This is a genomic window from Leyella stercorea, assembly GCF_021531655.1.
The window spans coordinates 27,708-40,550 of record NZ_JADYUF010000007.1 but is presented as its reverse complement, the minus strand read 5'-3'; the positions used below and the strand labels follow the sequence as shown (position 1 = coordinate 40,550).

Below are 12,843 nucleotides of genomic sequence, written 5' to 3'. Positions count from 1 at the left end.
ATTATGACAATCCTTCGATTTGACCGTTGACGATGTCCATGTTCATGGCAGCTGGAACCTTGGGCAGTCCGGGCATGCGCATGATATTGCCAGCAATGACAACAATCATCTCTGCACCGGCGTTGATGACAATGTCGCGAACGTTAACGTCAAATCCTGATGCTACGCAATACTGCTTGGCATCGGTAGAGAATGAGAACTGTGTCTTGGCGATACATATCGGGAAGTTCTCATAGCCGAGGTCGCGTATCATCTGTAACTTCTTCTTGGCAGGAGCGGCAAACGAGATGCTTGCAGCACCGTAGATGTTCTTGCAGACCTTATCTATCTTAGTCTCGATTGTGTCTTCGTCGTCGTATACGAGGTTCAATGGCTGCGACGGCTTCTGCTCGATAGTGTCTACTACAAGACGTGCCAGATCGGCTGCACCCTCACCACCTTTGGCGTAAGCATCGTTGATGGCAAATCCTACACCGATGCTCTCGCAGTAATCGCGTACGATGTTCTGCTCCTCTTCCACGTCGCCGGCATAGTGATTGAATGCTACGATGACGGTCTGTCCGAACGACTGCATGTTCTTGATATGCTTGTCGAGGTTGGCAAGTCCCTTCTTGAGTCCTTCGCTGTTAGGCTTCTTGATGTCCTCAACTGGTACACCGCCGTGCATCTTCAGGCCCTGAGCCGTTGCCACAACGATAGTGAGCTTAGGCTGCAGTCCGCTCTTGCGGCACTTGATGTCGAAGAACTTCTCGGCTCCAAGGTCGGCACCGAATCCTGCCTCAGTGATGACATATTCACCGAATGTCATAGCCATCTTAGTTGCGAGTATTGAGTTGCATCCGTGTGCAATGTTGGCAAACGGACCGCCGTGTACGAATGCAGCGGTATTCTCTGTGGTCTGAACGAGGTTAGGAGCCAGAGCGTCGCGCAGAAGGATGGTTATGGCTGCAGCCACGCCTAAATCCTTAACAGTGAAAGGCTTGCCCTCAACGGTGTAGCCCAAGAGGATGTTCTCAATGCGACGACGCAGGTCGTCCTCGTCCTTAGCAAGACAGAGAATAGCCATAATCTCTGATGCAGGAGTGATGTCAAATCCCGACTCGCGTACAATGCCATTGGCTTTGCCGCCCATACCGGTTACGATGTCGCGCAGTCCGCGGTCGTTAACGTCGAGTACGCGGTTCCACAATACCTCGCGCAGAGCGAAACCGTTGTCACGGTTCTGGTACATGTAGTTGTCGAGCAGCGCTGTGATAGTATTATGAGCCGAAGTGATAGCGTGAAAGTCGCCTGTGAAGTGCAGGTTAATCTTGTCCATTGGCAACACCTGAGTGTATCCGCCACCACATGCACCGCCCTTCATTCCGAATACCGGACCGAGCGAAGGTTCACGCAGGGCGCAGATAGCGTTCTTGCCGATGTGGTGCATACCAAGTGCCAGACCGATAGTAACGGTAGTCTTGCCGATACCAGCCTTTGTCGGTGTAATGGCTGTAACGAGTATGAGGTTGCTGTTCTTCACACGCTCCTCGTCAATAAGGCGTGTAGGAACCTTAGCCATATAGTGGCCGTAGTGTTCAAGTTCTTTTGCAGGGATGCCATACTTAGAGGCTACTACCTCTATCTCCTCGAGCTTCGTGCTGCGAGCTATTTCGATGTCTGTCATTGTATGTAAAAAATTTGTAGCGTTTCGTGTATAAATTGAGTTGTTTACGAAATATGTAGTATGGAGTGTGAGTGCAAAGGTACGACTAAATAATCAATAATCTGTCATTATTCTCTTGTTTTTGCTCGTTTTTGCTTCGAAACGTCAGGTGAGAGTCCGATGTTATATCAAAATTTTTACATATTCTTTCGTTAGTGCCACGAAACTTAAGTTGTATATATATAAGTGTATTCTCAACTCTCAACCTTTTTTATCCAGCCATAGAGCACCACATTGTCACTACGAACGGCACGGTGAAGTCGGTCACGAAACCGTGGTAGATGCTTAGTGCTACGTAGCGCTGGCCTACAGTCTGTGTGATGATAGGTAGGGTGGTGTCCATTGTCGTTGCGCCACCCGAAGATATAGGAGCCAGCGGACCGAACCGCTTTGCTATCAGCGGAGTAAGCAAAAGGGTTGTCATCTCGCGTATGATGTTGGCAAGCAAGGCTATTGTGCCCAGTTCGGCACCGCGATATTCGGTTATGAAGATGCTCGACAACGAATAATAGGCAAAGCCGCTGTCGATGGCGAGGCAGTCGGTAAGCTGCCGATGGTGCAGTACCGGGCAAATGTCGCTACACATTATTATGTATGCCACCATTGCTCCGAGCCATGAACCTAAGATGGTGGCTACGGGCAGCAGTGCCAGACGAGGGTTGAGACTCTTGATGTCGTTCTTCATATCTGGATTCATTCCTATGCCTAAGCCTACGAAGAGCAACAGGCCGCACAGCGCTACGAAGCTGATGTTGCTGTCCATAGCCCATGATGGCAGACCGCCGCTACGTCCTGCCAATACTCCGAGGATGAAGAATCCTACTACTATCAGACTTCCTTTCATCGCTCCTTGCCTCCTTTCGCTGTCTTCCACAATGCCCATGCCAAAGCACAGCTGCCCAATGTGGCAAATCCTGACAATACCAAAGCCTCCACACCAAGTGTAGGCAAGGCAGAGATAATCTGGTCGTTGCTTCCCACTTCGATGCCAAGCATAAACAGAAGCAGCCATATCAGTCCGGTCGTGGCACGTCCTGCCCACGTGCCAATCGTACTCTTGCGAGTAGCTGATTTAATCCTTGTGCGTACGTTGTAGCCTACAAGTATGCCAAGGAATATAAACAAAATTACTATAAACATTTGTTTTATTGGTTGTTTTTTTACATGAATCCTCCTGCAAAATAGCTTCGCGCTATGAAGTATGAAGGCTCGTAATAAGCCGAACAGTTGTAATAAGGAACAGGCCGTTCTCGGTAATGTCTTCTTCAGGGAAATATATATTCTTCATTTGTTATTGGCTTGAAGCGGTTTCTTATAATAAATAATGTGACGTATATCTGATACGTTCTATTGCTTTCTGCGTGCAGAAGACAATTTGGTGCGTAGGGGTTCTTTTAATTTCTGCAAATCTAATCAAAAAACTCTGTTTTGGCAAATATTTGCGTGCAAATAATGCATGGATTTGTAGGAGTGGAGCAAATGTAGTCCTTTTGCGTTTCAAAACGAATACTTTTGACTTCCAAAAGGAGTCCTTTTGGAGAGTAAAACGAGTCCTTTTGCAAGGCGAAACGAGTCCTTTTGCAGCAGCTTCCTTTTAGTCTCTTCATTACTCATTACTTCATTCTTATTGTTCTGAATTTTGTATTTTTATTAAATCAAAACACCATCAAGTTGTAATCTTCGGGATAATAAACAGTGTTATTATGCACGATATATGGCTTTGGGGCATTTGTAGGTAACGAAACACTTATCTTATTAACAGTATCTTCTATTTGGTTGCTAATCACCCAAGAACTAAAAAAATTCACGCTTGATTTGCAGTTGCCCGAAAAGTCAATCAAATCTATAGTATCATAACCTTCTTCAAAACAATGCTGGTTTATAAATAACAGTGTATCTTGTATCTCTTTGTCCAATTCACAAAACAATGTGTCTTTATAGCTTCTGTTGTTACATGCTCCAGCAAGAAGAACTCCGAGTATAAAGCATAGATATTTCATAAATTCCATTATTTGATTTTTCTTAGTTAGACATTATTATCATGCTAAAAATAAATATAGGCCAGACGAGGAGCAAACATACGCAAGTTATGCAATACCATACTCGTCTGATTCCTGGCGTATCTTTAGCAAACACCTCCCAGTACCTAAGATATTTATCCTTTCTCCATAAGAAAAAGTAATTTATAAAGAGGCAAGGTACTACTGAGACAAGGATAAACGCAGTCTTGCCTAAAGGCAGTAAAGAAACACATGGAAATAATATGGATACGAGATTGAACAAAGTCCATATCAATAGACAAGTAAATCCAATCATGATATAATCCGATACACATATTCCTACAATTTCATTATAAGGTATTCTTGTGTTGTTCCCTTTACGATTTCTGTAAAACTTCAAATAGTAAAACAAACATTCAAAAAATCTGTTTAAAAGGGTTTGCGTTTTCTTATCGCAGTTAAAAATACAATAATATAGCCTATTCCAAAACAATTCCATATACTTCATATAGGCCTCTCTTTCTTTGAATTGGTTCTTTTTGAAATAAAAGAATAAATGGCATACTGGATACAAATGGGCAGGAGATTGAATATCCCCAACCATACAAATACCATGAGACTCAAAGATAAGGCAGCCCCATTGGTTACAACTAAGGAAATAATGCCTATCAAAAGCAACGTCACAAGACTATTCAATATTATTTGTTTTTTCAGCAAAAATTCCTTTCTAACAGATTTTGCCCAAAGCCAAGCAAGCAAAGCCATACTCAAGTTAAACAAGGAAATACAAATCGTAAGCATAATGCCCATAAAATGTCCCAAGTACAAGACCACTGCAGGAATAATATAGGCAACAAATGTAGCCACAAATACTGTGAGCAAATATTTCTTTGTATCTTTATCTCTTAGTTTCATATAATGCCAATTGTGCGTTGGATGGGAGTCCGCCATTCTGTTGTATAGGTTGTGACAATGTCTGATTTCAACCTCTTTACGAGCTTTGGCAAATTATTCTTTCACTTGTTTCTCTATCCCTTTTTTTCGCTGAATCATATGACGAAGCACAGCTATTGCTTCTTCCTTATTTTTGATGCCATACTAAATCCTTTCTATTAAAGTTTTCTTTTGACAAAAATACAATTAATCTTTGTGCTTGCCAAAAGAATCCATAATTATTTAATCATCAATTGTTAAAGCTACGATTCAAATTGTCCATCCCAAAATTTTTTTGATTATATGTTTTTATTTCGTAATTTTGCATTTGCGGACAATCCGAAAGGTTAAATCCGTAAGATTATAGGTATAAGGAAAAAAGAGATGAAACAACTTAAGGAAAATGAAGGCATAGAGCGCAGTTTGTTGCTTGCAATGGCTGTTATAGCAGGATTGACCGTGGCAAATTGCTATTACAATCAGCCTCTTCTGGAGATGATACGTCACGACGTAGGAGTGAGCCAACATGAGGCAAACCTTATAACCGTTGTCACCCAAATAGGCTATGCGCTTGGTTTGTGCTTCCTTATCCCTATGGGCGACCTCTACTCGCGCCGTCGCATAATCGTTGTGAATATGACGGTGGCAGCCATTATGGCAGTCTTAATTGCCGTAGCCCACAATGTGTGGATGATTTGGGGAGCCTCTCTGCTATTGGGAGCCTGCTCCGTAATTCCGCAGTTTTTCATACCTATAGCAGGACAATATTCCGAGAAGGAGAATAAAAGCAGGAATATGGGCGTCGTTCTGTCGGGGCTGCTGACGGGCATACTTGCCTCGAGAGTGGTTAGCGGTTATGTAGGCGAATGGTTGGGCTGGCGCGAAATGTTTTTAATAGCGGCTCTTGTGATGGTGCTGTGCATGGCCATTACGCTCAAGATTATGCCACAGATAAAGAGCAACTATGTCGGCACATACGGGGGCTTGATGGCCAGCGTATTTAATATTGTGAAGAGTAATGGGCGCATACGTCTTTATGCCGTACGTGCCGCCTTCAGCTTTGGCAGCATGATGGCAATTTGGGCGTGCCTCGCCTTTCGGTTGGCACAGGCTCCGTTCTATTCAGGTAGCGAGATGGTGGGAACATTAGGATTGTGCGGCATAGCCGGGGCTATAGCGGCAAGCGGTGTTGGCAAGCTCGTTAACCAATGGGGCATAAGAAAGATGAGCATATATGGAGCCTGCTTGCAGCTCGTGGCGTGGGCTACTGCCTATCTGTTTGGTGACACTTTCATGGGGCTTGTTGTGGCTATCATATTGGTAGACGTAGGTTTGCAATGTCTGCAACTAAGCAATCAAAGCGGCTGTATACAGGAGATGCCTCAAGCTTCCAACAGGGCCAACACCATCTTTATGACAACATATTTTATAGGCGGCTCCTTTGGTACCTATTGTGCCGGATTGGCTTGGACACATCATGGATGGATTGGCGTGTGTGCGGTGGGAGCTATCTTGGCTGCAATCTCGCTCTTCATAACCTGTTTTAATGGGAAGAGAATTTAAAAATAATTGCATTATATGATTTCATTTCAAAGTGACTACAACAACGGTATGTTGCCGGAGATATTAGAGGCTCTTGGCAGGACAAACGATGACAAGACTCCTGGTTATGGCTACGACCATTATACAGAGTCGGCAAAACAGAAGATTCGCAAGGCTGTAGATAACGAGGAGGCTGACGTGTTCTTCCTTGTGGGTGGTACGCAGACCAACACAACGGTCATCGACTCTGTGCTGCTGGGATGTGAGGGCGTTGTTTGTGTGGAGACAGGACATATTGAGGTGCATGAGTCTGGCGCCGTGGAGGCATTCGGACATAAGGTTATCACTCTTCCCTCCGTCGACAGCAAGCTGACTCCTGACACTCTGTCTGCATACATGGACAGATTCTTGGCTGACGAGACGCATCCGCACATGGTGCAACCAGGAATGGTGTATATCTCAATGCCTACTGAGTTTGGAATGGTATACACAAGGACTGAGCTTGAGAATCTGTACGCCACATGCCGGAAATATGATCTGCGTCTGTTTATCGACGGAGCACGACTGGGCTACGGACTGATGTCGGAGGCATGCGACTACGACTTGCCATTCCTCGCCAAGCATTGCGATGTGTTCTATATTGGTGGTACAAAGGTTGGAGCAATGATTGGTGAGGCTGTGGTGTTCACAGGAATGAAGGCTCCCAAATATTTCTTCACTATCGTGAAACGCCACGGAGCTTTGCTCGCCAAAGGCAGAATGCTTGGCATCCAGTTTGACACGTTGTTTACTGACAATCTGTATTTTAAGGTTTCGCAACATGCCATCAATATGGCTGTCCGTATCTGCGATATATTCAAAAAGCATGGCATAGCGATAGCCTACGACTCGCCAACTAATCAGCAGTTCATCGTTCTGCCCAAAAGACTCTACGAAGCACTCTCACAGAAGGTAGCTTTTGAGATATGGGAGAGAAAGAGTGATGAGGAGATTGTCTGTCGTTTCGTCACCAGTTGGGCGACTAAGGAAGAGGAACTGGACGAATTGGACCGAATATTAACAACTTTATGTTGAGCTTGCCGAGATAATGACTGATTGTGGCAGTTTTTATTATATATGCCATCATTGCCCGAGCCATAAACCTAAGATTGTGGCTACGGGCAATATTTGAGTTTTTTTTGTTTGATAAAATTGTTGGCATTTTCTTTCATTCTTATTAGGATTTTTTCTTAAAAATCCACAACATTCCAATATTTATTGCTAACTTTGCAAACTGAAAATTGCAATTCGGATACTTATAAAGTATTCTACGTAGAGAAAACAAATTGTTTTAATAATTTTATGGATTTTATTTTATTAATCACAGTCATCTTGACGGCTGTTGTATTGGTGGTAGGTGCATACGTAGTTGCAAAGCTCGTAGGTCCTCGTTCGTACAACCCGGTTAAGGGTCAGCCTTTTGAGTGTGGTATTCCTACGCGTGGAACCTCTTGGATTCCAGTACACGTGGGCTACTACCTCTTTGCTATCCTTTTCCTGATGTTCGACATTGAGACACTCTTCCTCTACCCCTGGGCAGTGGTTGTCAAGCAGTTTGGAGCCATGGCGCTTGCGAGCGTAGGCTTCTTTATGCTGGTATTGGTATTTGGCCTTGCTTATGCATGGCGGAAAGGAGCATTGGAATGGAAGTAAGAAAACCTGTCATCAAGAGTATCCCTTACGATGAGTTCAAGGACAATGAGGGCCTTGAGAAAATCGTAGACGAACTCCATGAAGGAGGCGTCAACGTAGTGGTTGGCTCGCTCGACCAGGCTATCAACTGGGGCCGTTCCAACTCTTTGTGGTCATTAACATTCGGTACTTCGTGCTGCGGTATTGAGTTTATGGCAGTGGGCTGCGCCCGCTACGACTTCTCACGCTTCGGCTTCGAGGTAACACGTAACTCTCCACGTCAGGCCGACCTTATCATGTGTGCCGGTACCATCACCAACAAGATGGCTCCTGTCTTCAAGCGTCTCTACGACGAGATGGCTGAGCCTAAGTATGTTGTAGCTGTGGGCGGTTGCGCCATCTCGGGCGGTCCGTTCAAAAACTCGTACAACGTGGTGCGTGGCATCTCGGAGATTGTTCCGGTAGACGTTTACGTTCCGGGCTGTCCTCCACGTCCAGAGGCTATCCTCTATGGTATGATGCAGCTTCAGCGTAAGGTGAAGGTAGAGAAGTTCTTCGGTGGTGCCAACCACAAGATGAACAGCGAGGAGAAGGAACTCTCAATGTCGAAGGGCGGTCTGCACGGACTTAGCAACGAGGCTCTCGCAAGCGAGAAGAAGCGCGAGACCATCGTAGTGAACAACGTTCCTGAGGACTTCGACGCTAAGAAAGGTCTAACTGATTAATATAATAAGGTATAAGATATGAAACTTGAAAACATTGAACTCTCATTTGACAATTTCGCAAGTGAGATGTCGAAGCTGAAGAACCAGAAACATTTCGACTACCTTGTTACCATCATCGGCGAGGACTTCGGCGAAGAAGGCTACGGATGTATCTACATCCTTGAGAATACCGACAACAACGAGCGCTGCTCTGTAAAGACCATCGCCAAGAAGGTAGACGGTAGCGACGTTATCCCTACTGTCATCTATCTGTGGAAGTCGGCTGAACTGCTTGAGCGCGAGGTGTTCGACTTCGTAGGCATCAAGTTCCTCGGTCATCCCGACATGCGTCGCCTCTTCCTCCGCACCGACTTCAACGGCTACCCATTGCGCAAGGACTTCGACATGAGCCCTGAGGCAAACCAGTTCCCGTTGACCGACGAGCCTGAGTCAGACTTCACTGTAGAATACTCGCTCAACGCTGACGGCCACCTCGTAGCTACAAAGAAGCGTCTGTTTGACGACGACGACTTCGTAGTGAACATCGGTCCTAACCATCCGTCAACTCACGGTGTGCTCCGCTTGCAGACTGTGCTCGATGGCGAGAAGGTGAAGCGCGTTTATCCTCACCTTGGATATATCCACCGTGGTATTGAGAAAATGTGGGAGGGCATGACCTATCCGCAGACTCTCGCCTTGACCGACCGCTTGAACTATCTCTCGGCTATGATGCACCGCCATGCTCTTGTTGGCGTGATAGAGGAGGGTATGGGCATTGAACTCAGCGACCGTATCCACTATATCCGTACTATCATGGACGAGCTTCAGCGTATCGACTCGCACTTGCTCTACCTCGGCTGTACAGCTCAGGACTTGGGTGCACTGACTGCTTTCCTCTACTGCATGCGCGACCGTGAGCATGTATTGAACGTGATGGAGGAGACAACAGGCGGACGCCTTATTCAGAACTACTACCGCATCGGTGGACTCCAGGCCGACATCGACCCGAAGTTTGTAGAGAACACAAAGAAGCTCTGCAAGTATCTGCGTCCGATGATTCAGGAGTATCTCGACGTATTCGGCGACAACGTTATCACTCACAATCGTCTTGTAGGCGTTGGTCCTATGGGTCTTGAGGATTGTATCAACTACGGCGTGACAGGTCCTGCCGGACGTGCTGCCGGATGGAAGAACGATACTCGTAAGCGTCATCCGTACGACCTCTACGACAAGGTAGAGTGGGAGGAGATAACAATGACTGGTTGCGACTCAATGGATCGTTACTACTGCCACATCAAGGAGCTTTATCAGAGCCTTAACATCATCGAACAGCTTATCGACAATATTCCGGAGGGCGACTTCTACATCAAGCAGAAGCCTATCATTAAGGTGCCCGAGGGACAGTGGTACTTCTCAGTTGAGGGTGCCAGCGGTGAGTTTGGCGTTTATCTCGACTCTAAGGGCGACAAGAGTCCTTACCGTATGAAGATGCGTCCGATGGGCTTGACCCTTACTGGTGCTCTCGATCCGATGCTTCGTGGACAGAAGATTGCCGACTTGATTACAACAGGTGCTGCTATCGACTTCGTTATTCCGGACATCGACAGATAAAAGGAATGTTGAATTTTGAATGTTGAATGTTGAATTGTCGGCTTCGCCGATTAGGAGTTAAGAATTATGAATTGATAGGGTAAATCGCAATTCAATAATTCAAAACTCACAACTCATAATTCAAAATTGCGGCTTGCCGCAACAATTCAAAGTTCAAAACTCAAAAATCAAAATTTAAACAAAATGTTTGACTTTAGTATTGTAACAAACTGGTTCCACAATCTCCTCGCAGTAACCTGCGGACTCGGAGATTTCTGGACAATACTGATCGAGTGCATCCTGGTTGGTGTCTGCATTCTTGCTGGTTATGCCATCCTTGCCATCATCTTGATCTTCATGGAGCGTAAGGTCTGCGCCTACTTCCAGTGCCGTCTTGGCCCGATGCGTGTAGGTCCTTGGGGCGTGTTCCAGGTGTTTGCCGACGTGCTGAAGATGCTCATCAAGGAGATCTTCTCAGTCGACGGTGCCGACAAGGTGCTCTACTATGTTGCTCCGTTCCTCGTGATTATCGCCTCTGTAGGCACATTCTCGTTCCTGCCTTGGAACAATGGTGCCGAGGTGCTCGACTTCAACGTTGGCGTATTCCTCATGTCGGCTATTTCAAGTATCGGCATCGTAGGTATCTTTATGGCAGGTTGGGGTTCTAACAACAAGTACTCAGTAGTTTCGGCTATGCGTGGTGCCGTGCAGCTCATCTCTTACGAAATGTCACTTGCACTTTGCCTTATCACAGCTGTTGTCTTGACAGGTACAATGCAGGTTAGCGGTATCGTTGAGGCTCAGACCGGTGCTTTCGGCTGGCTCATCTTCAAGGGACACATCCCGGCTATCATCGCCTTCCTCGTGTTCCTCGTAGCAGGTAATGCCGAGGCTAACCGTGGCCCGTTCGACTTGGCTGAGGCTGAGTCGGAGCTTACAGCCGGTTATCACACCGAGTATTCGGGTATGGGATTCGGCTTCTACTATCTCGCCGAGTACCTCAACCTCTTCGTAGTTTCAGGCATCGCCACAACAGTATTCCTTGGCGGTTGGGCTCCGTTCAACATCGGCGTTGAGGCCGTTGACGGTATCCTCAACTTCATCCCTGGTATCGTTTGGTTCCTTGGCAAGACATTCGCTGTTGTATGGCTGCTCATGTGGGTGCGCTGGACATTCCCACGTCTGCGTATCGACCAGATACTGAAGCTCGAGTGGAAATACCTCATGCCTTTGTGTCTCATCAACTTGATTCTCATGACAGTAGTTGTGGCATTCGGTTGGCACTTCTAAAAACACATTATTAAAAACAATGGAAGAAAACAAAAAATCATATTTCGGAGAAATCGGAGCTGCTGTGAAGACTCTCGCTGTAGGTATGAAGACCACCTGGAAGGAGTACTTCACACCGAAGAGCACTGAGCAGTATCCCGAGAACCGCAAGACTACGCTTCACATTGCAGCCCGCCACCGCGGACGCCTTGTGATGAACCGCGACGAGAACGGAGCGGTGAAGTGTACTGCTTGTACACTTTGCGAGAAGGCTTGCCCGAACGGCACCATAAAGATTGTATCGCAGATGGTGGAGAACCCGGAGACCGGCAAGAAGAAAAAGCAGCTTGTCGACTACCAGTACGACCTTGGCGACTGCATGTTCTGCGAGCTTTGTGTCAATGCTTGTAACTTCGGTGCCATCAAGTTTGTCAACGATTTCGAGAACTCTGTGTTCGACCGCGAGGCACTCGTGCTTCACCTCGACAAGGAGGACTACAAGGGAGGTTCGCTGCCTAATATCATCGACGGCGGTGCTGACTTCGAAATCGGAACATTTAACACTAAAACCAAATAAGGAGTAAGAAAACAATGGCAAGTTTAGTAATGTTTTGCATCTTGGCAGTGGTCATCCTTGGCTCGGCTGTCATGTGCGTGATGACAAAGCGCATCATGCGTTCTATCACATTCCTGCTTTTCGTGCTCCTTGGAGTGGCAGGTCTCTACTTCCTGCTCGACTACACCTATCTTGGTGCTGCCCAGATTAGCGTTTACGCCGGTGGTATGGTGATGATGTATATCTTCGCCGTGCAGCTCGTAAGCAAGCGCACTCTTCAGGGATTGGTTGAGCACGTTAAGGGTAGCCGCGCTCTCTCAGGTGCATTGCTTTGCATCGTAGGTTTGGTGACTGTAGCTGGCATCCAACTCAAGAACGGCTTCCTGACTCTCGCTGTTGAGGGCGAGGAGGTTCCGATGCAGACCATCGGTGAGGCTCTCCTCGGTTCGGAGAAGTATCAGTATGTATTGCCCTTCGAGTTCATCTCAGTATTCTTGCTGGCATGTATCATAGGTGCAATTGTTGTAGCACGTAAAGAAAAGGAGGACAAGTAATTATGATACCAGTAGAATGTTATTTCGTGCTTAGCGCACTTCTGTTCTTCATCGGCGTGTTCGGTTTCGTCACCCGCCGCAACCTGATAGCAATGCTCGTCTCTATAGAGCTCGTGCTCAACGCTGTCGACTTGAACTTTGCGGCATTCAACCGCCTGCTCTTCCCTGGCGAGTTTGAGGGATTCTTCATGACCCTCTTCTCTATTGGCGTGAGCGCTGCCGAGAGTGCCGTAGCTATCGCGATTATTATCAACGTTTACCGCAATTTCCACAGCGATCAGGTGAACAGTATTGAAAACATGAAATATTAATTTTAGAT

Annotated in this window: 14 protein-coding genes; 9 read left to right on the top strand and 5 right to left on the bottom strand. The window is 46.4% G+C overall.

The features are described 5' to 3' along the window. Position 1 precedes the first annotated feature (1 nt). The 5 genes from I6E49_RS03320 to I6E49_RS03300 all read right to left on the bottom strand — a co-directional run bounded on the left by I6E49_RS03320 (position 2) and on the right by I6E49_RS03300 (position 4,620). Positions 2-1,666, bottom strand: a complete 1,665-nt coding sequence (locus tag I6E49_RS03320; protein WP_235400434.1) for a formate--tetrahydrofolate ligase — start codon at positions 1,664-1,666, stop codon at positions 2-4. A 250-nt stretch (positions 1,667-1,916) separates the two neighbouring features. Beyond that, entirely contained in the window at positions 1,917-2,549 is a 633-nt protein-coding gene (locus I6E49_RS03315; protein ID WP_235400433.1) for a lysine exporter LysO family protein, read from the bottom strand. Then, the gene (locus tag I6E49_RS03310) at positions 2,546-2,845 is read right to left on the bottom strand and encodes a LysO family transporter (protein WP_235400431.1); all 300 of its coding nucleotides are present in this window, start codon (positions 2,843-2,845) and stop codon (positions 2,546-2,548) included. The genes I6E49_RS03315 and I6E49_RS03310 overlap by 4 nt, the downstream gene beginning before the upstream one ends. A 515-nt stretch (positions 2,846-3,360) precedes the next feature. Beyond that, positions 3,361-3,714: a hypothetical protein gene (locus tag I6E49_RS03305; RefSeq protein ID WP_235400429.1), complete on the bottom strand. Its 354-nt coding sequence runs from the start codon at positions 3,712-3,714 to the stop codon at positions 3,361-3,363. 495 nt (positions 3,715-4,209) lie between these two features. Further along, the gene (locus I6E49_RS03300) at positions 4,210-4,620 is read right to left on the bottom strand and encodes a hypothetical protein (protein WP_235400427.1); all 411 of its coding nucleotides are present in this window, start codon (positions 4,618-4,620) and stop codon (positions 4,210-4,212) included. Between the two features lie 402 nt (positions 4,621-5,022). On the opposite strand from I6E49_RS03300, the gene I6E49_RS03295 reads away from it, so the two are divergent. The 9 genes from I6E49_RS03295 to nuoK all read left to right on the top strand — a co-directional run bounded on the left by I6E49_RS03295 (position 5,023) and on the right by nuoK (position 12,835). Next, the gene (locus I6E49_RS03295) at positions 5,023-6,201 is read left to right on the top strand and encodes an MFS transporter (protein ID WP_235400426.1); all 1,179 of its coding nucleotides are present in this window, start codon (positions 5,023-5,025) and stop codon (positions 6,199-6,201) included. Between the two features lie 15 nt (positions 6,202-6,216). Further along, positions 6,217-7,254 carry a threonine aldolase family protein gene (locus I6E49_RS03290; protein ID WP_235400424.1) on the top strand — a complete coding sequence of 346 codons (1,038 nt, stop codon included), beginning with the start codon at positions 6,217-6,219 and terminating at the stop codon, positions 7,252-7,254. A gap of 267 nt (positions 7,255-7,521) precedes the next feature. After that, complete coding sequence (locus I6E49_RS03285; protein ID WP_106812768.1) at positions 7,522-7,872, top strand: NADH-quinone oxidoreductase subunit A; 351 nt, start codon at positions 7,522-7,524, stop codon at positions 7,870-7,872. After that, positions 7,863-8,576: an NADH-quinone oxidoreductase subunit B gene (locus tag I6E49_RS03280; RefSeq protein WP_235392519.1), complete on the top strand. Its 714-nt coding sequence runs from the start codon at positions 7,863-7,865 to the stop codon at positions 8,574-8,576. Before I6E49_RS03285 ends, I6E49_RS03280 begins: the two co-directional genes overlap by 10 nt. Positions 8,577-8,594: 18 nt before the next feature. Continuing rightward, entirely contained in the window at positions 8,595-10,166 is a 1,572-nt protein-coding gene (locus tag I6E49_RS03275) for an NADH-quinone oxidoreductase subunit C (protein WP_235400423.1), read from the top strand. A 183-nt stretch (positions 10,167-10,349) separates the two neighbouring features. Then, positions 10,350-11,435, top strand: a complete 1,086-nt coding sequence (gene nuoH / locus I6E49_RS03270; protein ID WP_235392521.1) for an NADH-quinone oxidoreductase subunit NuoH — start codon at positions 10,350-10,352, stop codon at positions 11,433-11,435. A 19-nt stretch (positions 11,436-11,454) separates the two neighbouring features. After that, on the top strand, positions 11,455-11,991 hold the full coding sequence (locus I6E49_RS03265; protein WP_094880288.1) for a NuoI/complex I 23 kDa subunit family protein: 537 nt from the start codon (positions 11,455-11,457) through the stop codon (positions 11,989-11,991). Between the two features lie 14 nt (positions 11,992-12,005). Then, the gene (locus tag I6E49_RS03260; RefSeq protein WP_235400422.1) at positions 12,006-12,524 is read left to right on the top strand and encodes an NADH-quinone oxidoreductase subunit J family protein; all 519 of its coding nucleotides are present in this window, start codon (positions 12,006-12,008) and stop codon (positions 12,522-12,524) included. A 2-nt stretch (positions 12,525-12,526) separates the two neighbouring features. Next, positions 12,527-12,835 (top strand): NADH-quinone oxidoreductase subunit NuoK, encoded by a 309-nt coding sequence (gene nuoK, locus I6E49_RS03255; RefSeq protein WP_235400421.1) that lies wholly within the window; start codon positions 12,527-12,529, stop codon positions 12,833-12,835. Positions 12,836-12,843 lie beyond the last annotated feature (8 nt).

Coding starts and splice junctions, on each gene's coding strand:
- I6E49_RS03260 (WP_235400422.1), top strand. CDS start 12,006: ATGGCAAGTTTAGTAATGTTTTGCATCTTGGCAGTGGTCATCCTTGGC.
- I6E49_RS03315 (WP_235400433.1), bottom strand. CDS start 2,549: ATGAAAGGAAGTCTGATAGTAGTAGGATTCTTCATCCTCGGAGTATTG.
- nuoK (WP_235400421.1), top strand. CDS start 12,527: ATGATACCAGTAGAATGTTATTTCGTGCTTAGCGCACTTCTGTTCTTC.
- I6E49_RS03280 (WP_235392519.1), top strand. CDS start 7,863: ATGGAAGTAAGAAAACCTGTCATCAAGAGTATCCCTTACGATGAGTTC.
- I6E49_RS03320 (WP_235400434.1), bottom strand. CDS start 1,666: ATGACAGACATCGAAATAGCTCGCAGCACGAAGCTCGAGGAGATAGAG.
- I6E49_RS03300 (WP_235400427.1), bottom strand. CDS start 4,620: ATGAAACTAAGAGATAAAGATACAAAGAAATATTTGCTCACAGTATTT.
- I6E49_RS03295 (WP_235400426.1), top strand. CDS start 5,023: ATGAAACAACTTAAGGAAAATGAAGGCATAGAGCGCAGTTTGTTGCTT.
- nuoH (WP_235392521.1), top strand. CDS start 10,350: ATGTTTGACTTTAGTATTGTAACAAACTGGTTCCACAATCTCCTCGCA.
- I6E49_RS03305 (WP_235400429.1), bottom strand. CDS start 3,714: ATGGAATTTATGAAATATCTATGCTTTATACTCGGAGTTCTTCTTGCT.
- I6E49_RS03285 (WP_106812768.1), top strand. CDS start 7,522: ATGGATTTTATTTTATTAATCACAGTCATCTTGACGGCTGTTGTATTG.
- I6E49_RS03310 (WP_235400431.1), bottom strand. CDS start 2,845: ATGTTTATAGTAATTTTGTTTATATTCCTTGGCATACTTGTAGGCTAC.
- I6E49_RS03275 (WP_235400423.1), top strand. CDS start 8,595: ATGAAACTTGAAAACATTGAACTCTCATTTGACAATTTCGCAAGTGAG.
- I6E49_RS03265 (WP_094880288.1), top strand. CDS start 11,455: ATGGAAGAAAACAAAAAATCATATTTCGGAGAAATCGGAGCTGCTGTG.
- I6E49_RS03290 (WP_235400424.1), top strand. CDS start 6,217: ATGATTTCATTTCAAAGTGACTACAACAACGGTATGTTGCCGGAGATA.